The organism is Fictibacillus sp. EA-CB0309 (genome assembly GCF_055814265.1).
In genome coordinates this window covers 2,403,111-2,425,620 of the sequence record NZ_CP169271.1, presented here as the reverse complement: position 1 = coordinate 2,425,620, position 22,510 = coordinate 2,403,111, and the positions used below count along the sequence as shown (strand labels likewise).

Annotated in this window: 11 protein-coding genes, 6 pseudogenes and 1 other annotated feature (1 of these 18 running past the window's edge); of the genes and pseudogenes, 16 read left to right on the top strand and 1 reads right to left on the bottom strand. The window is 41.2% G+C overall.

Features of this window, described 5'->3' with window-relative positions; translation table 11 throughout:
• Window positions 1–28 (top strand) — a binding site (T-box leader) (it extends 202 nt beyond the left edge of the window).
• Window positions 29–126: 98 nt separating this feature from the next.
• From ileS to ACEWFH_RS13345, 14 genes and pseudogenes are all read left to right on the top strand, one after another.
• Window positions 127–2,888 (top strand): annotated as a pseudogene (gene ileS, locus ACEWFH_RS13410) (isoleucine--tRNA ligase).
• A 273-nt stretch (window positions 2,889–3,161) separates the two neighbouring features.
• Window positions 3,162–3,704: pseudogene (gene lspA, locus ACEWFH_RS13405) on the top strand (signal peptidase II); the annotation flags it as partial.
• 15 nt (window positions 3,705–3,719) lie between these two features.
• On the top strand, window positions 3,720–4,634 hold the full coding sequence (locus ACEWFH_RS13400; protein ID WP_473727298.1) for an RluA family pseudouridine synthase: 915 nt from the start codon (window positions 3,720–3,722) through the stop codon (window positions 4,632–4,634).
• Between the two features lie 191 nt (window positions 4,635–4,825).
• Window positions 4,826–5,368, top strand: a complete 543-nt coding sequence (gene pyrR, locus ACEWFH_RS13395; RefSeq protein WP_066240591.1) for a bifunctional pyr operon transcriptional regulator/uracil phosphoribosyltransferase PyrR — start codon at window positions 4,826–4,828, stop codon at window positions 5,366–5,368.
• A 159-nt stretch (window positions 5,369–5,527) separates the two neighbouring features.
• Window positions 5,528–6,847: a solute carrier family 23 protein gene (locus ACEWFH_RS13390; RefSeq protein ID WP_473724405.1), complete on the top strand. Its 1,320-nt coding sequence runs from the start codon at window positions 5,528–5,530 to the stop codon at window positions 6,845–6,847.
• Between the two features lie 129 nt (window positions 6,848–6,976).
• Window positions 6,977–7,897 (top strand): aspartate carbamoyltransferase catalytic subunit, encoded by a 921-nt coding sequence (locus tag ACEWFH_RS13385; RefSeq protein ID WP_473724404.1) that lies wholly within the window; start codon window positions 6,977–6,979, stop codon window positions 7,895–7,897.
• Window positions 7,872–9,162 (top strand): annotated as a pseudogene (locus tag ACEWFH_RS13380) (dihydroorotase). Before ACEWFH_RS13385 ends, ACEWFH_RS13380 begins: the two are co-directional and overlap by 26 nt.
• A complete protein-coding gene (locus ACEWFH_RS13375; protein ID WP_473724403.1) occupies window positions 9,159–10,256 on the top strand; it encodes a carbamoyl phosphate synthase small subunit in 1,098 nt (365 codons plus the stop codon). Before ACEWFH_RS13380 ends, ACEWFH_RS13375 begins: the two are co-directional and overlap by 4 nt.
• Window positions 10,249–13,508, top strand: a pseudogene (carB, locus tag ACEWFH_RS13370) (carbamoyl-phosphate synthase large subunit). The gene ACEWFH_RS13375 and the pseudogene carB overlap by 8 nt, the downstream one beginning before the upstream one ends.
• Window positions 13,450–14,219, top strand: a pseudogene (locus ACEWFH_RS13365) (dihydroorotate dehydrogenase electron transfer subunit). The pseudogenes carB and ACEWFH_RS13365 overlap by 59 nt, the downstream one beginning before the upstream one ends.
• On the top strand, window positions 14,216–15,154 hold the full coding sequence (locus ACEWFH_RS13360) for a dihydroorotate dehydrogenase (protein WP_473724402.1): 939 nt from the start codon (window positions 14,216–14,218) through the stop codon (window positions 15,152–15,154). Before ACEWFH_RS13365 ends, ACEWFH_RS13360 begins: the two are co-directional and overlap by 4 nt.
• A complete protein-coding gene (gene pyrF / locus ACEWFH_RS13355) occupies window positions 15,127–15,861 on the top strand; it encodes an orotidine-5'-phosphate decarboxylase (protein WP_473724401.1) in 735 nt (244 codons plus the stop codon). Before ACEWFH_RS13360 ends, pyrF begins: the two co-directional genes overlap by 28 nt.
• The gene (pyrE, locus tag ACEWFH_RS13350) at window positions 15,830–16,468 is read left to right on the top strand and encodes an orotate phosphoribosyltransferase (protein WP_473724400.1); all 639 of its coding nucleotides are present in this window, start codon (window positions 15,830–15,832) and stop codon (window positions 16,466–16,468) included. Before pyrF ends, pyrE begins: the two co-directional genes overlap by 32 nt.
• A gap of 74 nt (window positions 16,469–16,542) precedes the next feature.
• Complete coding sequence (locus ACEWFH_RS13345) at window positions 16,543–17,205, top strand: class I SAM-dependent methyltransferase (protein WP_473724399.1); 663 nt, start codon at window positions 16,543–16,545, stop codon at window positions 17,203–17,205.
• A gap of 197 nt (window positions 17,206–17,402) precedes the next feature.
• On the opposite strand, the gene ACEWFH_RS13340 is transcribed toward ACEWFH_RS13345, so the two are convergent.
• Window positions 17,403–19,112 (bottom strand): Rqc2 family fibronectin-binding protein, encoded by a 1,710-nt coding sequence (locus ACEWFH_RS13340; protein WP_473724398.1) that lies wholly within the window; start codon window positions 19,110–19,112, stop codon window positions 17,403–17,405.
• Between the two features lie 98 nt (window positions 19,113–19,210).
• Between ACEWFH_RS13340 and ACEWFH_RS13335 the strand changes: the two are divergent.
• Together ACEWFH_RS13335 and remA are read left to right on the top strand one after the other, a co-directional pair.
• Window positions 19,211–21,879 (top strand): annotated as a pseudogene (locus tag ACEWFH_RS13335) (calcium-translocating P-type ATPase, SERCA-type).
• 362 nt (window positions 21,880–22,241) lie between these two features.
• Entirely contained in the window at window positions 22,242–22,499 is a 258-nt protein-coding gene (gene remA, locus ACEWFH_RS13330; RefSeq protein WP_473724397.1) for an extracellular matrix/biofilm regulator RemA, read from the top strand.
• Window positions 22,500–22,510: the final 11 nt, after the last annotated feature.

Here is a 22,510-nt window from a genome sequence, read left to right as displayed (position 1 = left end):
ACCGCGGGTTAACCTTCTCGTCCCTACTGTTAGTTCAGTGGGGACGAGAAGGTTTTTTGTTTTCCCTGACGTTACTAAAAAGCCAAGTCATCTGTCACGTTTTATCGTAATGAAGGAGGAAAGATTATGAATTATAAAGACACGCTATTAATGCCAAAAACAGAGTTTCCGATGCGTGGAAATCTTCCGCAAAGAGAACCTGTTGTTCAGGAAAAGTGGAAAGAACTAAACATCTACGAAATGGTGCTTGAAAATACAAAGGATTTGCCGCCATTTATCTTACATGACGGTCCTCCGTATGCGAATGGTGATATCCACATCGGGCATGCTGAAAACAAAATCCTAAAAGATATCATTGTTCGTTTCAAATCCATGACGGGTCACTATGCACCGTATGTTCCAGGCTGGGATACACACGGATTGCCAATTGAAACGGCACTTACAAAAAGCGGGAAAGTAAAACGCAAAGAGCTCACTGTTGCAGAATTCCGTAAGCTTTGTGAAGAATATGCCCTCAAACAGGTTGATCATCAGCGTGAACAGTTCAAACGTCTAGGAGTTCGCGGTGACTGGGAAAATCCTTATATCACACTTGATAAAGGGTATGAAGCAAGACAGATTGAAGTATTTGGCGAGATGGCGAAAAGAGACTTGATCTATAAAGGACTTAAGCCTGTTTATTGGTCACCATCATCAGAGTCTGCTTTAGCAGAGGCTGAAATTGAGTATCAAGATAAGCGTTCAGCTTCTATCTATGTAGCTTTTGATGTGAAAGAGGGTAATGGTGTTCTTGATACAGATGAAAAACTCGTAATCTGGACAACAACGCCATGGACGATTCCGGCAAACTTAGGAATCTCCGTTCATCCTGAATTGGATTATGTTTCTGTTCAAACAGAGAATGGTAAATACGTTGTTGCAGAAGCACTATTAGAATCTCTTACAAAAGAATTCGAATGGGAACAAGCTGAAGTTGTTAAACGTTTCAAAGGTGCTCAAATTGAAAATGCAGTAGCAAGCCACCCGTTATATGGACGTGATTCACTCGTTATGCTTGGTGACCACGTTACAACGGACGCAGGAACAGGTTGTGTTCACACAGCTCCTGGACACGGAGAAGATGACTTCCTAGTAGGTAAGCGTTACGGCCTTGAAGTGTTGTGCCCTGTTGATGACAGAGGTGTAATGACAAAAGAAGCTCCTGGCTTTGAAGGTCTCTTTTACGATGAAGCGAATAAGCCGATCACCGAACAATTACAAGAAAAAGGTGCTTTATTAAAGCTTTCATTTATCACACACTCGTATCCGCATGACTGGAGAACAAAAAAACCAGTAATCTTCCGTGCGACTGCACAGTGGTTTGCATCGATTAAAGGAATCCGTGAAGATATGCTGCGCGCGATCGAAGAAGTGAACTGGGTTCCGACTTGGGGTGAGACGCGCCTTCACAACATGATCAAAGACCGTGAAGATTGGTGTATTTCCCGTCAAAGAGCATGGGGTGTACCAATTCCTGTATTCTATGGTGAAGATGGTGAAGCAATTCTTACGGAAGAAACGATTGCTCATGTTGTGGAATTATTTAGAGAGCATGGTTCAAATGTTTGGTTTGAAAGAGAAGCGAAAGATTTGCTGCCTGAAGGGTTTACATCTCCGCATAGCCCGAATGGACGTTTTTCAAAAGAAACAGATATCATGGATGTATGGTTTGATTCTGGAACATCACACTGGGGTGTACTTGAAGAGAGAGAAAACTTAGTTCGTCCTGCAGATCTGTATCTTGAAGGATCTGACCAATACCGTGGATGGTTTAACTCATCGCTTTCTACATCAGTTGCGATCACTGGAAAGGCTCCTTATAAAGCAGTGCTAAGCCATGGATTTGTTTTAGATGGAGAAGGACGTAAGATGAGTAAATCAATCGGCAATACGCTTGATCCGATCAAGGTTATGAAGCAGCTTGGAGCAGATATCATTCGTCTATGGGTATCTTCTGTAGACTATCAATCAGACGTGCGTGTATCTGATGACATCTTAAAACAAGTAGCTGAAGTATACCGTAAGATCAGAAACACACTTCGTTTCTTATTGGGTAACCTTCATGGCTTCGATCCAAAGCAGCATTCTGTTTCATTTGAAGAAATGCCGGATCTTGAAAAATACATGATGGTTAAACTAGACAAAGTTGTAGCCAAAGTGAAAAAGCTTATGAAGAGTATCAATTTATCACGGTATATAATACGATCCATAATTTTTGTACGATCGAGTTAAGTTCTTTCTATTTGGATATGGCAAAAGATACGCTTTATATCCAAGCAGAAGACGATCATAAACGCAGAAGCATTCAAACGGTGCTTTATGAATCATTAATGGCACTAACAAAGCTATCTGCTCCAGTCCTTTCACACACAGCAGACGAAGTATGGGAGTACATTCCTGGTGCTGAAGAAGCAAGTGTTCAATTAACAACGATGCCAGAAGTGAAAAACTATCAAGGTACAGAACAGCTTGAAAAAGATTGGGATGTATTTATGGATGTTCGTGATGAAGTGTTAAAAGCTTTAGAAGAAGCGAGAAGTCAAAAAACAATTGGTAAATCTCTAACTGCTTCAATCACTCTTTATCCGACCGAAGCATTAAAACCATGGCTTGAGTCGGTAGAAGACCTGAATAAACTTTTCATCGTTTCTAAAGCTGAAGTTGGAGGAGTGAAAGCTGAAGCTCCTGAATCAGCAGGACAGTATGAACATGTAGCGGTTTCTGTAACTTCTGCTGAAGGTGAAACATGTGAACGCTGCTGGGTTGTTTCTGAAGATGTAGGTGAGAATGAGAGCCATCCTACACTTTGTGCAAGCTGTGCAGATATCGTTGAGAAGCATTACGCTTAAGAGCTGTTTTCGAATTCATTGCTGATCTTTTTGAAAGTGGTTGATTTCCGCTCTAGGTTGCTCGCTTTCCACGGGGCGTGCGGTGAGCCTCCTGCCGCTTTGCGCCATTAGGAGTCTCCACCTGACCGCTCGTCCCGTAGGAGTCGGCAACCTTGCGCTACAAACAACTTGTCAGTGAAGCGAATGAACAAAATCAGCCATTAGCACCAATCCTTTAGAATAAAGGTAATATAATTAAAGAAAATCCCGCAATTTGCGGGATTTTTTCTTGTGATGGAGTACTTCATTGTTGTCCTGCACAAATTAAATTGTAGAACGTCCGATGGCTGTGCTACAATTCATAAAGACATTAATTTCTGTATCGGAGGAGTTCTATTGTTTTATTATCTTATAGCTTTGTTAATCTTGGCAGTCGACCAGGTGACAAAGTGGGTAATCGTAAAGAAAATGGAATATGGGGAGTCTATACCTGTTATTGATCAAGTATTCTACATAACCTCTCACCGAAACAGGGGAGCTGCATTCGGTATTCTGCAAGATCAGCGATACTTTTTTATCGTTATTACGGTAATCGTTGTTGGGGCAGTGGTTTATTATCTGCAAAAGCACGCACACGATACATTGCTTAAAACAGCACTTGCTCTAGTATTAGGTGGAGCTGTTGGAAACTTTATCGATCGTTTGCTTCGTGGTGAAGTTGTTGATTTTCTAAATGTTTATATCGGCAGTTATGACTTCCCGATTTTTAATGTGGCCGACAGCGCACTCGTTGTAGGTGTAGGTCTTATTTTTATTCAAAGTTTTTGGAAAGCAAAAAGAAGGAGACAGAAAATGAATAAATTCGAGTATACGGTAACTCCTGAACAAGCAGGAAACCGTATTGATAAGGTTTTGTCTGAAGTACAGGATGATTGGTCCCGTTCACAGATTCAAAGCTGGATCAAAGATAAAATTGTGTTATTAAAGAACAGTCCTGTAAAGTCTAACTATAAATGTGCAGCTGGTGATGTGATTGAAATTGAAATTCCGGAGCCAGAAGTACTTGATGCTGTTCCAGAAGAGATGGATCTTGATATCGTATACGAAGATTCTGATGTACTCGTTGTAAATAAACCACGTGGGATGGTCGTACACCCAGCTCCAGGTCATTACAGCGGAACACTCGTGAATGGTCTTATGGCGCACTGTAAAGATCTATCAGGGATCAATGGTGTATTACGCCCTGGAATCGTCCACCGTATTGATAAAGATACGTCTGGATTACTTATGGTCGCTAAGAATGATATGGCTCATGAGTCTCTTGTTAACCAGCTTAAAGCGAAAACAACAACTCGTGTATATAAAGCTATTGTTCATGGAGTTATGCCACATGATCAAGGTACGATCGATGCACCGATCGGAAGAGATAAAAGTGATCGTCAAAAAATGACGGTGACAGATGAAAACAGCCGTGACGCTGTTACACATTTTAATGTTATTAAACGATTTACAAATTATACGTTTGTGGAGTGTCAATTGGAAACAGGAAGAACACACCAAATTCGTGTTCATATGAAATATATTGGGTTCCCTCTAGCTGGTGACCCGAAGTATGGTCCTTCTAAGACACTGCCGATTGAAGGACAGGCACTTCATGCGCAAACACTTGGTTTTGATCATCCGGGAACAGGTGAATATATGGAGTTTCAACGTGATATTCCAGCTGACATGAATGACCTTTTAGATCTTTTAGAGAAAAGAAGTTGACAAACATCAAAGAGTTTGTCATAATCAATGTAACTTAAATAGTCCTTTAACTTTAGTCCCGTGAGGCTGAGAAGGAAACGTTATTAATGAGAATCCAACTGGGATTTCTCTATCCTCTCGTCATGCGTGACGGGAGGATTTTTTTGAGAGATAACGGTTAAAGGCAAAGAGTTTTTAAAGGAGGGTATGTTATGTCAAAGACAGTATTAATGGATGACCAAGCAATTAGAAGAGCACTGACTCGTATTGCTCATGAAATTATTGAGCGAAATAAAGGAGTCAAAGACATCGTATTAGCTGGCATAAAGACCCGTGGTGAATTTCTTGCAAAACGCCTTGCTGAGCGCATTGAACAGATCGAAGGGAACGCTGTGTCAGTCGGTGTAATTGATATCACTTTATACCGAGACGATCTTAAAATCAAAACAGATGATTCTGAACCTGAAGTGAAAGGAACAGACATTCCGGTTGAAGTGTCTGACAAAAAGATCATTTTAGTGGATGATGTTCTATACACAGGAAGAACAGTTAGAGCTGGTATGGATGCCATAATGGATCTTGGACGAGCTTCTAATATACAGCTCGCAGTCCTTATTGACAGAGGTCATCGAGAGCTGCCGATACGAGCTGATTATGTAGGGAAGAATGTTCCAACATCCAGCGAAGAAATTATTTCAGCTTCTTTAATAGAAGTTGACGGCTTTGATGAAGTATCGATTTCAACAAATAAATAATATCCCTTTAAATTCAGTCCAGAGAGGCTGGCAAGGGAGGTATAAATCATGTGCTCACAACGTTTAAGTGTGCACGTGTGCCTCCTCGGCCTCTTTTGCTAAAAAGCAGAAGAGGTTTTTTATTGCAAGAAAGAGTTCTATCCAAATAGGAGGTACACAATGGAAAACAACACAAAAGCAATATTAGATGTAAATGAAAAACCATCGCCGGTTCAGTGGTTCACATTAAGCTTACAGCACTTATTCGCAATGTTCGGCGCAACGGTATTAGTACCGTTCTTAGTTGGACTGCACCCTGGAGTAGCGCTCGTATCAAGCGGACTTGCAACGATCGCGTATCTTTTAGTCACAAAGGGACAGATACCAGCTTATCTTGGATCAAGCTTTGCATTTATAACACCGATCTTAACGGTTAAAGCTTTTGGCGGACCTGAAGCAGCGATGCTCGGAAGCTTCTTAGCAGGATTAGTATATGGGGTAATTGCACTGTTGATAAAAAGCTTCGGGTTTAAATGGCTGATGAGAGTTTTGCCGCCGGTTGTTGTTGGTCCAGTCATTATCGTAATTGGATTAGGACTAGCAAATGTAGCAGTTGGAATGGCAATGAACGATCCTGTTACACAGAAGTATAGCTTAACCCACTTTACGGTAGCGCTTTTCACACTTGGAATCACAATCATATGCTCGATTTTCTTTAGGGGTATATTAGGAATTATACCGATCTTAATCGGAATTATCGCTGGTTTTAGCTTTGCTTACTTCAGAGGGATCGTTGATTTCTCTAAGGTTGCAGAAGCAAATTGGATTCAAGCACCAGACTTCTTCGTTCCTTTTGTAAACTATACTCCAGACTTTTCATGGAGTATCGCGATGATCATGATGCCGGTTGCTGCGGTAACCATTGCAGAGCATATCGGACATCAGCTCGTCTTATCAAAAGTAGTCGGGCGCAACTTTATTGAAAAACCAGGGCTTCATCGCTCAATCCTAGGTGATGGATTGGGAGTGGTTATCGGTTCTTTAATCGGAGGACCTCCTGTAACAACATACGGTGAAAACATTGGGGTACTAGCAATAACTAGAGTCTACTCGGTTTTCGTAATCGGAGGAGCTGCTGTGACGGCGATACTGTTCGGTTTCTCAGGAAAAGTTACAGCATTGATCAGTACGATACCAACAGCGGTTATGGGTGGAGTATCCATTCTATTGTTTGGAATTATCGCTTCTTCTGGACTTAGAATGCTTGTAGATAACAACATAGACTTTGGAAACAAAAGAAACTTGATCATCTCATCTGTCATCTTAGTAACCGGAATCGGCGGAGCAGCTCTTAAGATCAATGCAAACTTTGAGATTGCGGGAATGGCATTAGCTACACTAATCGGAATTGTTTTAAACTTAGTGTTGCCAGGACGAGAAAACGATAAAGATCTAATGAAAAAAATGTTTAAAACAGATGGTAACGACACAGCTGCATAATACACCTTTTAAATAAGTACGAGAGACTTAAAAGGGTGACGACTTAAGAGGAACGGTTTTCTTCTTCTGTTAAGGGCACCCTGAAAAAACTTTCAGGGTGCTATTTTTATGTCAAAAGGAGAGTTTAGGATGAATCATTTACTATCAATGAACGAGCTGTCAATTGAAGACATTCAATACATTTTAAACAAAGCGGAAGAATTTAATAGCGGAAAGCAAGATGAAATCTTCAAGCACAAGATGATCGCGAATTTATTTTTTGAGCCAAGTACAAGAACAAGGTTCAGCTTTGAAGCTGCAGAACACAGGCTTGGCATGAACCCTTTAAACGTGGAAGTAAACGGTTCTTCCGTTCAAAAAGGAGAATCACTCTACGACACGTTAAGAACGCTAGAAGAAATAGGAGTTGAGGCATTTGTCATAAGACATCCTGAAGACCGTTATTTCGATGACTTAGCTGAAAAAATAAATGTTCCAATCATCAACGCAGGTGATGGCTGCGGAAATCATCCAACTCAATCTCTTTTAGATTTACTAACCATTCAACAAGAGTTTATCGTCTTGCAAGGATTAACAGTCGTTATTGTTGGTGACATCCTGCACAGCCGGGTTGCACGATCAAATGCAGAGGTACTTCGAAAAATGGGGGCTAAGGTTTTGTTCTCTGGCCCTGAAGAATGGTTTGTTGATGAATGGAAAGAAGACTTTCTTCCGATGGATGAAGCAGTTGAAGCTGCAGATGCTTTGATGATGCTCAGAATACAGCATGAAAGACATAGTACGTCGATGCTGTTAACGAAAGAAGAGTATCATCAGCAATATGGTCTAACGATTGAACGAGAAAAAAGGATGAAGCCTCACAGCATAATCATGCACCCTGCTCCAGTTAATAGAGGAGTTGAAATTGCAGATGAGCTTGTAGAGTGTGAGCGCTCCAGAATCTTTAAGCAAGTGCAAAACGGGGTTTTTATACGAATGGCTGTTTTGAAATGGGCATTAGCAACGAATCAGGAGGCGGTAGATCATGGGTTACTTATTAAAAAACGCTAACATTTTAGATGGGAACAACAACTTCATCCAAACAGATATCTTAATTGAAAATAACGTGATTCAAAAAGTGGAAAAAGATATTCCTGTAGATGAACACCAGGTGCTTGAAGCAGAGGGTAAACTTGTTACGCCTGGCTTTGTCGATCTGCATGTTCACCTAAGAGAGCCTGGCGGTGAGCATAAAGAGACGATTGCAACTGGAACGAAAGCAGCAGTAAAAGGCGGCTATACAACTCTTGCAGCAATGCCGAACACACGCCCAGTACCAGATAGTGCTGAGACGTTAGAACTTGTTCAGCAAAAAATAAAGAATACAGCAAGCTGCAGAGTGTTGCCTTACGCTTCAATCACAACAAGACAAATCGGCAGTGAACTTACGGACTTTGAGACGCTTTTGAAAGGCGGGGCATTTGCTTTTACGGATGATGGAGTAGGTGTACAGTCAGCTGGAATGATGCTGAAAGCGATGAAAGAGGCAAGCCGGCTTGGAGCAGTAATCGTTGCACATTGTGAAGACAATACCCTTCTTCCTAAAGGGGAGCTTTTCATGAAGGTGACTACACAAAAAAAGAAGGTCTTCCTGGAATTCCTTCTGTCAGTGAATCTGTTCACATCGCACGTGATGTTCTGCTCGCTGAAGCGGCAGATGCAAGATACCATGTTTGCCACGTGAGCACAAAAGAGTCTGTTCGTGTAATAAAAGATGCAAAACGCGCTGGAATAAAGGTGACAGCTGAAGTTACGCCGCATCACTTAATCTTAAGTGACAAAGACATAAAAGCTAACGATACACATTACAAGATGAATCCACCGCTTAGAAGTGAAGCTGATCGTGAAGCGTTAATTCAAGGGTTAAAAGAAGGAACACTCGACTTTATCGCAACAGATCATGCGCCGCATAGTGTTGAAGAAAAAGCCAGAATGTTGAACTTGCACCTTTTGGAATTGTAGGTCTTGAAACGGCCTTTCCGCTTCTTTACACAGAGCTTGTCGTAAAAGAGAAGTTATTCACACTGCAGGAGCTAGTTGATAACATGACGAAAAAACCGGCAGAAAGCTTTGACCTACCTTATGGGTCACTTAAAGAAGGTGCGCTTGCTGATTTAACAATTGTAGATTTAGAAAAAGAAGAAGCAATCAACGCTGGTGAGTTCGTATCAAAAGGGAAAAATACACCGTTTGACGGCTGGATCTGCAAAGGATGGCCGGTTGCAACAATTTTTGATGGAAAGCTTGTTTATTACAGAGAGGAGAGCTTAGTATGAAACGCTACTTAATTTTAGAGGATGGAACAATTTTTAATGGACTGGCATTTGGTTCACAGCGTGAATCAAGCGGGGAAGTAGTATTCACAACAAGTATGACAGGATATCAGGAAGTAATGACAGATCCTTCTTATTGTGATCAAATCATCTGCTTTACGTATCCGCTAGTGGGTAACTATGGAATTAACCGTTCTGATTATGAGTCTATTCATCCGGCTACAAGCGGAATCATTGTAAACGAACATGCTGAGTTCCCAAATCACCATGAAGGCATGCAGTCATTAAGCAGCTGGCTGACGGCTAAGGATATACCTGGACTATACGGAATTGATACGCGCAAACTTACGAGAAAAATCCGTCAGCACGGAACATTAAAAGGAAAAATGACAAATTCTATTGAAAATGCTGAAGAGATTATAAAAGAATTGAACGCTTCAGCCTTAACGACAGATCAAGTAAAAAAAGTATCTACAAAATCTCCTTACCACTTGCCAAACAGTGGATATCGAGTAGTAGTTGTAGACTTTGGAGTAAAAAGTGGAATGCTGAGAGAGCTTTCCAGACGTTTATGTGATGTAATCGTTGTACCTTACAACACATCTGCAGCTGACATTATCCGCCTGCAGCCTGATGGTGTGTTACTGAGCAACGGACCTGGGGATCCAAAGGATGTTCACACGGGGATCACAATGATTCAAGAGCTGTTAAAAAACAATGTACCAATCTTAGGAATCTGCTTAGGACATCAACTTCTAGCTCTTGCTTGCGGGGCTGATACAGAAAAACTGAAGTTCGGACACCGTGGTTCCAACCATCCGGTAAAAGATCTTACGACTGGAAAAATTGCGCTGACTTCTCAAAATCATGGTTACGCAGTAAACGAAGCTTCGTTATTGAATTCAGAACTTGTACTTACACATCAAGCAGTAAATGATGGAACGGTTGAAGGTTTGAAACATAAAGAAAAACCAGCTTTTTCTATTCAGTATCATCCAGAAGCATCACCAGGACCACAAGATTCAAATCCGATCTTTGATGATTTCATGAACATGATTAAAACAACTAAGAAAGAAGGTTTGATGCAATATGCCTAAACGACATGACATCCGTAAAATTTTAGTGATTGGTTCTGGACCAATCGTAATTGGACAAGCAGCAGAATTTGACTATGCAGGTACACAAGCTTGCCAAGCTTTAAAAGAAGAAGGATACGAAGTTGTTCTCGTTAACTCAAACCCAGCAACAATCATGACAGATCCTAATATGGCGGATAAGGTTTACATCGAACCTTTAACACTTGAATTTGTTTCTCGAATCATCCGTCAAGAACGACCGGATGGACTTCTTGCTACACTTGGCGGACAAACAGGTCTTAACATGGCAGTAGAGCTATTTAATTCAGGAATTCTCGAAGAATACAACGTAGAATTATTAGGTACAAAGCTGTTTTCTATCCAACAAGCGGAAGACCGTGACTTGTTTAGAGAATTAATGAGAGAGTTGAACGAGCCAGTGCCTGAGAGTGCGATCGTTCACAACATGGAAGAAGCAAGAGCATTTGTTGAAGAAAATGGTTATCCAGTTATCATTCGTCCTGCCTTTACACTCGGTGGAACAGGCGGTGGTATCGTAACGAACGAAGAAGAATTTTTGGAAATAACACCATCCGGTCTGCATGCGAGTCCTGTTGGGCAAGTATTAATCGAGAAAAGTATCGCGGGATTCAAGGAAATTGAATATGAAGTAATGAGGGATAAAAATGATACGGCAATCGTCGTATGTAACATGGAAAACATTGATCCAGTTGGGATTCATACTGGTGATTCCATTGTAGTAGCACCGAGTCAGACACTTACGGATAGAGACTATCAGCTTTTACGAAACGCATCATTAAGAATTATTAGAGCATTAAAAATTGAGGGAGGCTGTAACGTACAGCTTGCTCTAGATCCAGAAAGCTCACAATATTATGTGATTGAAGTAAATCCGCGTGTAAGCCGTTCATCTGCACTAGCGTCAAAAGCGACAGGATATCCGATCGCGAAATTGGCAGCAAAGATTGCAGTGGGCTACACACTTGATGAGATTAAAAATCCAGTAACAGGTACAACGTATGCTTGTTTTGAACCTGCACTTGACTATATTGTTTCAAAGATTCCTAGATGGCCATTTGACAAGTTTGAAGGCGCGAATCGTAAACTAGGAACGCAGATGAAAGCAACAGGAGAAGTTATGGCAATTGGACGTAACTTTGAAGAATCTCTGTTAAAAGCGGTGCGTTCGCTTGAAATATCTGCTTTCCATCTAGATGTAAAAGAAAAAATCTAACAAAATCACAAGTTGAAGAAAAGATCCTGCGAGCAGATGATGAAAGACTTTTCTATATAGCAGAAGCTTTTAGAATGGGCATTACGGTAGAAGAAATTCATGAATGGACAAAGATTGATCTGTTCTTCTTAGAAAAACTATACGGGATCATTTTATTAGAAAAACGTGTGAAAGAGCGTAAAAAAGATGCTGTTATCTTAAAGAAAGCAAAAGAAAAAGGATTTAGCGACCGCTGGATTGCAGAAGCTTGGGAGATGGATGAATACGAGCTTTATCAATTCAGACTAAACGAAGAAATCAAACCTGTGTTCAAGATGGTTGATACGTGTGCAGCTGAGTTTGAATCTGCAACACCTTACTATTACGGAACATACGGTGAAGAAGATGAATCCATTATTACTGATAAAAAGAGTGTTGTAGTACTAGGATCTGGACCGATCAGAATTGGACAAGGAATCGAATTTGATTACGCTACAGTTCACACGGTTTGGGCGATTCAAGAAGCAGGATATGAAGCAATCATCATTAACAATAACCCAGAAACCGTATCTACAGATTTTAGTATGTCAGACAAGCTTTATTTTGAACCACTGACTGTAGAAGATGTTATGCATGTAATTGAACATGAAAAGCCAGAAGGAGTCATTGTTCAGTTTGGAGGACAGACAGCCATCAATCTTTCTGAAGAGCTTGAAAGAAGAGGAATTAAAATTCTTGGTACATCTCTAGACAGCATGGATCTCGCGGAAGACAGAGAGCGCTTTGAAAAAGTAATGCAGCAGCTTAACATCCCGCAGCCAGCAGGAAAAACAGCATTCTCTGTAACGGACGCTGTAACGATCGCAAATTTAATCGGCTACCCGGTTCTTGTTCGTCCATCTTATGTGTTAGGTGGAAGAGCGATGGAAATCGTGTACCAAGAAAGCGAACTTCTTCAATACATGGAGAACGCAGCGAGAGTAAATCCTGATCATCCGGTATTGGTTGACAGATACCTTGAAGGTAAAGAGATTGAAGTAGATGCGATTTCAGACGGAAAAGATGTGTTCATCCCAGGGATGATGGAGCATATTGAACGCGCAGGTGTTCACTCAGGTGACTCGATCGCGGTTTATCCTCCGCAAACATTGCCTGAGAATATCAAACAAAAGATTATCGACAGAACCATTTCAATCGCAAAAGGATTAAAAATCATTGGATTGTTAAATATCCAGTTCGTATGGCACAAAGAGGAAGTATATGTACTTGAAGTGAATCCGCGCTCAAGCCGAACAGTACCATTCTTAAGTAAGATAACTGGTGTTCCGATGGCAAACGTAGCAACTAAAGTTATTCTAGGAGAGAGCTTAGAACGTCAAGGCTATGAAACAGGCTACCAGAAGGAAGCGGAAGAAGTTTCTGTAAAAGTACCTGTGTTCTCCTTCGCGAAACTTCGCCGCGTAGATACGTATTTGGGACCTGAGATGAAGTCGACGGGAGAAGTAATGGGAAGAGATAAGAATCTTCAAAAAGCCCTCTACAAAGGACTTATCGCGTCTGGCATGAAGATTCCTGCATATGGAACAGTACTATTTACTGTCGCAGATAAAGATAAAGAAGAAGCACTTGATATGGTGAAGAGATTCTACGAGATAGGGTACACAATCATGGCAACAGAAGGAACAGCAAACATTATTGAAAAAGAAGGCATTCCAGTTGAAGTAGTTGGTAAGATTGGTTCTGAAGGAAGAAACTTGCTTGAAGTGATTCGAAAAGGTGAAGCGCAATTTGTTGTGAACACACTGACTAAAGGAAAGCTTCCAGCTAGAGACGGATTCCGAATCCGAAGAGAATGTGCAGAAAATGGAGTAGTGTGTCTGACAAACCTAGATACTTCTGTCGCTCTTTTAGAAGTACTAGAATCCATTTCATTCTCAGCGCATGCCCTATCTTCTTTCACTAAAAAGAAAAGGTGCTCGTATGATGAAACATTTGTTAAAAGTTACGTCGAATACGGAGATTGCACGCAACATCTTTGAGATGAAATTGACTGGCCCTGGTGTAGGTAGTATGACTACACCTGGTCAGTTTCTCCATGTCAGCGTAGGAAATCATACTTCTAAACTTCTACGTCGTCCCCTTTCTATCTGCGATGTAGATCTTGAGAGAGAAGAAGTAACTTTGTTATATCGAGCGCAAGGCGATGGCACGAAACAGCTTAGCGAAAAACAAAAAGGTGAAATAGTGGATGTTCTTGGTCCGCTGGGTAACGGATTTAATATGGATGAGGTTGATGTGAAAAGAAGTGCTCTGCTTGTCGGGGAGGAATTGGTGTACCGCCTCTTTACTACCTTGGAAAACAGCTTAAAAATGCTGGAGTTGAAGTTACGTTCATCTTAGGATATCAATCTTTTGAAGATAGTTTTTATGTAGATAAGTTTAAAGAAATCGGTGAAACGATTGTAACGACGGTAGATGGTTCTCTTGGTATTAAAGGATTTGTTACAGATGCGATGGAACGAAGCTTGAGAGAGGCACCTGTTATTTACTCTGTTGGTCCAGCAGTTATGCTAAAAGCTGTGGAAGATAGAGCAGGCAGCTTAGACGGGTATCTTTCTTTAGAAGAACGAATGGGCTGTGGGATCGGAGCGTGTTTTGCATGTGTATGTCCGACCGAAACAAGGAAATCAGGTTACGTGAAAATTTGCAGCGACGGTCCAGTATTTAAAATGGGGGAGGTTGTTTTATGAGTCGGCTAAGTGTTTCATTGCCAGGATTAAATATGAAGAACCCCATTCTGCCAGCATCAGGTTGTTTTGGTTTCGGAAAAGAATATGCAAAATGGTATGACTTAAGTCTTCTAGGCGGAATTACGATTAAAGCGGCTACGCTTGAGGGTCGTTTCGGAAACCCGACACCTCGAGTAGCGGAAACAGAAAGCGGCATGCTAAACGCTATTGGTCTTCAAAATCCAGGAGTTGTGAACATCATAGAAAATGAACTTCCTGCGCTGAAACCATATAACATTCCAATCTTAGCTAATATTGCAGGATCAACAGAAGAGGAATATATCGAAGTAACAAGACAAATATCTGCTTCACCGCTCGTATCAGCGGTCGAGTTAAATATTTCTTGCCCAAATGTAAAAGAAGGCGGCATACAGTTTGGAACCCATTATAAATCAGCAGCAGAATTAACGAGAAAAGTAAAAAACGCATCCGAAAAACCTTTGTACGTTAAACTTTCACCGAATGTATCAAACATTACAGAGATGGCACAAGCGGTGGAAGACGCAGGTGCAGACGGTCTTTCAATGATCAATACACTTGTCGGCATGAAACTGGACTGGAGAACAGGTAATCCAATCTTGGCGAATAAAACAGGTGGTTTATCGGGTCCAGCGATCAAACCGGTAGCAATTCGTATGATTTATGAAGTCAGTCAGAAAGTATCTGTTCCGATTATCGGTATGGGCGGTGTGAGTACAGCGGAAGACGTGCTTGAGATGATGTCAGCAGGTGCCTCTGCTGTAGCAGTAGGAACCGCGAACTTCGTGAACCCGTATGTTTGTCCAGAGATTATCGAAAAGCTTCCAGAATTACTGGATGAGATCGGCGTTGGAACTATAAGCGAAATGACAGGAAGGAGTTTTAAGCAATGGAAAACCCCGTTATCATCGCGCTAGACTTTGAAAATGCAAGAAAAGCAAAAGCGTTTTTAGCAGGTTTTGAAGGACAGTCACCATATGTAAAGGTTGGTATGGAACTTTTTTATGCAGAAGGTGCTTCCTTTATTGGATGGCTAAAAGAACGAAACTTTCGCGTTTTCCTAGATTTAAAGCTTCATGATATTCCGACGACTGTTCATAAAGCAATGAAAGTACTCGGTGGACTGAACATTGATATGGTTAATGTTCATGCGGCTGGCGGTGTGGCGATGATGAAAGCTGCTAAGGAAGGCCTTGTTGCGGCAGGTGCTCATCATACGAAATTAATCGCTGTCACACAGCTTACAAGTACAACTGAAAAAGTTTTAAGTGATGAGCTTTTGATTAAGGATACTAGTTTAAATAATTGTGTATCTCACTACGCTAAACTTGCGAAGGATTCGGGTTTAGATGGTGTCGTTTGCTCTGTACAAGAAGCTATGGAGATTAAAAACGTTTGTGGAAAGGACTTTTTGACCGTAACTCCTGGAATCAGGGCATGTGGCTCAGATACCCATGATCAGGCCCGGATCGCAACACCGGGAGAAGCAGCGGTAAAGGGATCAGATTATATGGTAATAGGCAGAAGTATTACTCAATCAGTAGAACCAGTTTCCACATATACAGAAATAATAAATGAATGGAGAGAAAGTCATGAAACCAACAACTTCCCAACATTTGCTTAACATTCAAGCTGTAACTCTTTCACCTGAGGAGCCATACACGTGGTCTTCAGGAATGAAGTCTCCCATTTATTGTGATAACCGTTTGATTATTGCATATCCAGAGATTCGTAAACAAGTGGCTGGAGAGCTTGCTGCGTTGATACAAAATCATTATCCTGAAGCAGATCTTATTGCTGGAACCGCTACAGCTGGTATACCGCACGCTGCGTTTGTATCTGAACAAATGAATCTGCCGATGTGCTATGTAAGATCAAGCGCAAAAGCTCATGGAAAAGCGAAACAGATCGAAGGTTTAACAGAAAAAAGCAAAAAAGCGGTCGTTGTTGAAGATTTAATCTCCACTGGGAAAAGCTCCATTCAATCCGTTCTTGCACTTCGTGAAGCGGGGATTGAAGTTCTAGGTGTTGTAGCCATCTTTAGCTACGGACTGAAAAAAGCAGATGACGCACTTGGTGAACTAGATATTCCTTTTCAAACCGTTACAAACTTTAGTACATTAATAGAGGAAGCACAAGAAAGCGGTAAGATTAGTGAGCAAGGGCTTTCTTTATTAAAAGAATGGCAACAAGACCCAGAACATTGGGGAGCTGCCTCTTTTTCCAAATAGTATTCTAAGGAGTTTACGATTTTGAGAAAAATGAACGGTGAGGAATTTGATGAACTTGTTTCTTTTTTGATGCTATGGCACGAACAACATGGCTGAGAAAAATTCATGACACTTTAAAAGAAACAACAGGGTCATGGGTAGATAAAGAAGTCCTTGATGTAGGTTGTGGAACGGGCAGGTTGTTGCTTCGAGGGGCAGAGGAAGCTAGAAGATTAGTTGGAGTGGATTTGTCGTCTGAAATGGTAAAAGCGAGCATTCAGCAATTCTTTTATCATGAATTAAGTGCCAAAAGTGAATTTTTAGTAGCGGATGCCGAAAATTTGCCGCTTAAAGATGAAACTTTTGATTTAGCTTTATCCACCTGTGTAATGTTCTTATTGCCAGACCCTGCTAACGGAATACGAGAGGTTCATCGTGTACTCAAAGATGATGGCATGATTGCCATGCTGAATCCTAGTGAAAAGATGAGTCAGGAGACCGCTGCTTCTTACGGGAAGGAACACGGAATCTCAGGCTTTGAAAGAACGGCGTTATTAAAATGGTCTAATGTTAGTACGAGAAGACATCGTTATACGGAGAATGAAATGACAGGATTGCTTCAAGATCTTGGGTTTTCTGACATCCAACATAAAGAAGTTCTAGGCGGACTTGCGCTGATTACCACCGCAAAAAAGAGCAGAACAGCTAATGAATGCTGTTCTGCTTTTTTGGGCCGTTCTGCTTTAAAAGAATGTTGATTTTGACTATGTGTCGTTTCGCTTCTCTGACAAGGTTGATTGGAGTGAAAGGTGCGAGAGGCTAGGACAAGCGGTCAGGTGAGACCCTTAGGGCGCAAAGCGGCAAGGGGCTCACCGCCTGCCCCGCGGAAAGCGAAGCACCTGTAACGGAAATCAACCACTTTCAAGAGCAACAAAATTTGCATAAATAGCCCTTTTTATTTTTTTAAACGAAACACTAGATCTTCATCTGGTGTTACAAAAACGGTCTGCTGATTATCATATATTACAAATCCAGGCTTTGCTCCGTTTGGTTTCTTAACATGCTTGACTAACGTATAGTCAACAGGAACTGAACTTGAATTCTTCGCTTTGCTAAAAAATCCTGCTAATACAGCGGCTTCTTGTATCACTGAGTCACTTGGAGATGATGAACGAATAAGCACATGTGAGCCTGGAATGTCTTTTGTATGAAGCCATGTTTCATTCGCTCGTGACAATTTGAACGTTAAATAGTCATTTTGTTTATTGTTCTTTCCAACCAAGATTTCTGTTCCGTCAGTTGAAACGAATTTCTCTGGCTGAGGCGCTTTGTTTTGTTTTTTCTTATTCTTACTTTGCCGGTGTTTTAAATAGCCGCCTTCACCGAGCTCTTCCCGAATTTCTTCAACATCTTTCATGGATGCTGAATCCATTTGAACGTTCAATCTTTCAAAGTAAAGCAATTCATTCTTCGACTTTTCAATTTGATCTTTAATGATTGAAACAGACTTCTTTAGTTTTGCATATTTTTTGAAGTAGCTTTGCGCATTATCTGCAGGCGTTTTAAGCGGATCGAGAGCAATCTTAATCAAAGGCTGATCCTCTGAGAAATAATCCTCAACTTCTACTTCTTTATCGCCTTTTTTCGCTAAATACATATAAGCAGTAAGCAGTTCACCTTTTCGTTGATATTCTTCTGCGTTTACCGTTTGCTGAAGTTCTTTTTCAAGCTTTCCAATTTTTTTGGTGATCTTGTCATACTCATTGGAAAGGTATTTTTCGAGATCATTTGCTTGCTGTTTAATGCGATCCCGGTCAGCCTTGCCATAGAAAAAGCGATCGAGCATTTTGCTTACCGTTTCAAATTGCCGGATTTCACCTGTGACATGACGTAAAGGAATGACAGAAAAGTATTCTTTCTTTTCATTAGTAATCATTCGAGGTTCGTAGTTTTGTAGAGATAGCTGATTCATTATTTCAAAGAATGCATCCGCAACTTCCTCTTTGACAGATAGACCAGCTCGGTGAACGATCTCACTAGCTATCAACGGAGAGAATCCGCTGAATCTCGCTACAAGCTGCTTATCTAATTTCCCTTCGTTCCAAGAAATCTTTGAAATAAAATCGTCCTTATTTGTAATGGTAAAAGGATCTGTCTTTTCTTGTGCAGGAGGCATCACATATTGAAATCCTGGAAGAATGGTTCTGTGACGATTTTGAAAGCTAGGAATATGTTTAATGCTATCTACAATTTTTTCTGATTTTTCGTCAACTAAAATAATATTGCTATGTCTTCCCATGATCTCTACGTATAAGACCTTAGTTGTTTCGTCCCCGATTTCATCTCGATTTTTTACAGTGATCGTAATGATTCTCTCCAGATCAAGCTGTTCAATTTTTTCGATGAAAGCACCTTCTAAATGTTTTCTGAGCAACATACAAAACATGGGTGGAGTGTCCGGGTTTTCATATGTGTGCTCTGTCAGATGCACTCTCGCAAAAGAGGGGTTTGCGGATAATAATAGCTTATGGTTTTTTCCGTTCGCTCGGATTGTAAAAACAAGATCAGTCTTATGGGGTTGGTACACTTTTGAAATTCTGCCTGACGTAAGTGTGTTCTGTAATTCAGTTGTTATTGCACGTGTCATTATTCCATCAAAACTCATGATTGGGTTCACCTCTTATTTCTGATTCATAGTATAGCATTTTTGCGGACATGCCTGCATATAAATGCTATTAACTAATCTTATTAGAGGTGGAAGCTATGAATTGGTACCAGCTGCCGCAAGACGAAATTGAATCCATACTGAACAGCAGGATGGAAGAAGGGCTCACGAAAAGCGAGCAAGAACGACGGTTAAAGCTAGATGGACCGAATCAGTTAGAAGAAGGTAAGAAGCAGTCTGCCATTTTAATGTTCCTCGCGCAATTTAAGGATTTTATGGTTTTAGTATTATTGGCCGCCACGTTGCTTTCTGGTTTTTAGGCGAATATTTAGACGCGATTGCCATCATCTTGATCGTTGTAATGAACGGAATTTTAGGGTTTATTCAAGAGAGAAAAGCGGAAAAGTCTCTGGCTTCCCTAAAAGAACTCTCTGCACCGACTGCACAAGTTTTAAGAGAGGGTAGATGGGTGTCGATCGCTGCAAAAGATGTTGTCACAGGAGATGTAATCAAAGTAAAAAGCGGTGATAGAGTCGGAGCCGATATTAGATTATTAAAAACGTCAGGTTTGCAAATTGAGGAGTCTGCACTGACAGGTGAATCCGTTCCTGCTCAAAAGCATAACAATCTTATTTCTGCTGATGACTTGAATCTTGGTGATCAAGAGAATATGGCGTTTATGGGAACGATGGTCTCGAGAGGAACAGGACAAGGTATCGTTGTTGCAACGGGTATGAAAACAGAGATGGGTAAGATTGCACATTTAATTCAAACAGCCGAAAACATTGCAACACCTCTTCAGATGAAGCTTGAACAGCTTGGGAAAATTTTAATCGCGCTTGCTTTGCTGTTAACGGTTCTTGTCGTACTAGCAGGTGTAGTGCAAGGGCATGATTTATACAGCATGATTTTAGCAGGTGTGTCACTAGCAGTAGCAGCCATACCTGAAGGGCTGCCAGCTATTGTTACGATCGCACTGGCACTTGGTGTACAAAAAATGATTCGGAAGCGTGCAATTGTCCGCAAACTTCCTTCCGTTGAAACACTCGGCTGTGCAACCGTCATCTGTTCTGATAAAACGGGTACACTTACACAGAACAAAATGACTGTAACCCGTGTTTGGTCTCAAGGAACACAATGGACAGTTAGTGAAGATGGTTTTGACGTTGTAGGAGCGAGTATCAACGAAAATAAACGCGAAGATAAACTAACAGAAGTTTTGGCTTATGCGGCACTATGCAACAACGCTTCAATTGAAGAAGGAAAGAAGGGTTCACTTTTAGAAGTAGGTGATCCAACAGAGACAGCGTTGCTTGTTAGTGCATATAAAGCAGGCATCACAAAAGAATCATTGAGCGAACAATTTACGCTTGTGCACGAGTTTCCTTTTGATTCCACTCGTAAAATGATGAGTGTCGTTGTTCAGGATACAGACGGTAATCAGATGCTTGTAGTAAAGGGAGCTCCAGATGTGTTACTAGAAAAAAGTGATTACATTGTGTGGGACGACAAGAAGCAATTAATAAAACAAGCACATAAAGAAAGAATTAAAGAAGCGTTCTACGCGCTTGGAAGTCAGGCCCTCCGAACGATTGCGGTTGCCATTCGTCCTTTAAAAGAAGGAGAGTATTATTCACAAGCGTCATTTGCCGAAAGAAGCCTCACTTTTATCGGGTTACAAGGAATGATGGATCCGCCGCGTCCTGAGGTTGAAGAAAGTATAAGAGATTGTCAGACTGCTGGAATCAAAACCGTTATGATTACAGGTGACCATGTTGTTACAGCGGCAAGCATAGCCAAAAAACTAAACATGTTGCCAAATGGCGGCAGGGTCATGGAAGGTGCGGAACTCGCGCAATTAAGTGACGATGAACTGGATAAAGTTTCTGAAGATGTATACGTATATGCAAGGGTTTCTCCAGAACACAAGTTAAAGATTGTAAAGTCACTGCAGCGTAAAGGTCATGTTGTCGCGATGACAGGTGATGGGGTAAATGATGCTCCAGCGATTAAGTCAGCTAATATCGGTATTGCAATGGGGATTACAGGAACAGATGTGGCCAAAGAGGCATCCTCTCTCGTTCTAGGAGACGACAATTTTGCTACGATTCGTTCTGCGATTGAAGAAGGAAGAAACATCTACGAAAACATCAGAAAGTTTATTCGATATTTGCTAGCTTCCAATGTTGGTGAAATTTTGGTCATGCTGTTCGCGATGATTATGGGACTGCCACTTCCTTTAGTCCCGATCCAGATTTTATGGGTGAACCTCGTTACTGACGGATTGCCTGCCATGGCGCTCGGTGTCGATCAAGCGGAAGAAGATGTAATGAGAAGAAAACCAAGACAGGCGAAAGAAGGAGTCTTCTCTAGAGGGCTTGGCTGGAAAATCATATCTCGCGGGTTTTTAATAGGTGCTGCCACTATTTTGGCGTTTTGGGTTACTTTAAAAGAAAATCCAGATCAACTGATCGTCGCACAATCCGTCGCATTTGCCACGTTAGTTATGGCGCAGTTGATTCACGTATTTGATTGCAGAAGTGAAAAATCTGTCTTCCACAGAAATCCGTTTCAAAATGGATACTTGGTGCTGGCGGTAATCTCATCCATACTTTTATTGCTTGTTGTTATGTATGTACAGCCGCTTCAGGACATTTTCCATACTGTTCCGCTTTCTTTGAGACAATGGCTGCTCGTTATGGGTATGGCGTCTATTCCAACATTTGCTTTGGCAGGTTTTCAGCTATTTAGAAGAGAAGCACGCTAGTATATGAGCTGGCTCCCGGTGTAGGGGCCGGCTTCGTTCATTTTATGTTAAACAATGTAATATAGATGCTCGTCCAGCGCCTGATAAGCACGCTGGACGAGCGATTCCAGACTTTTATGAGCGATTCCAGACTTTTATGAGCGATTCCAGACTTTTACCTAAACTGCACGGTGCTCTTCATACGAATGCCTAGCTTTCAAGTTTTTACGTTATTTCCTTAAAAAAGGGAAATTAGTTTAGATTTCAGGATTTATGTGCTAAAATATAAGAACATGTGTACAGTTTTTCACAATATCGTACTACTAGCGTATGACCCGTTATTCCATTTGGCTAGAATAGTAGCAGGTTAGGGGCGTTTAGAGATGAAATTAATTAATATTGGGTACGGAAATATTGTTGTTGCTCACCGAATCATTGCGGTAGTCAGTCCTGAATCTGCACCGATCAAACGATTAATCACGGTCGCACGTGAAAAGAACATGCTGATTGATGCTACATATGGCCGCAGAACGAGAGCGGTTGTTGTGACTGACAGTGATCATGTCATCTTGTCAGCTGTACAGCCAGAAACTGTAGCTCACAGACTGATGTCGGTTGATGAGGGCTCAGAAGAAAGTTAGGTTGTGGAGGT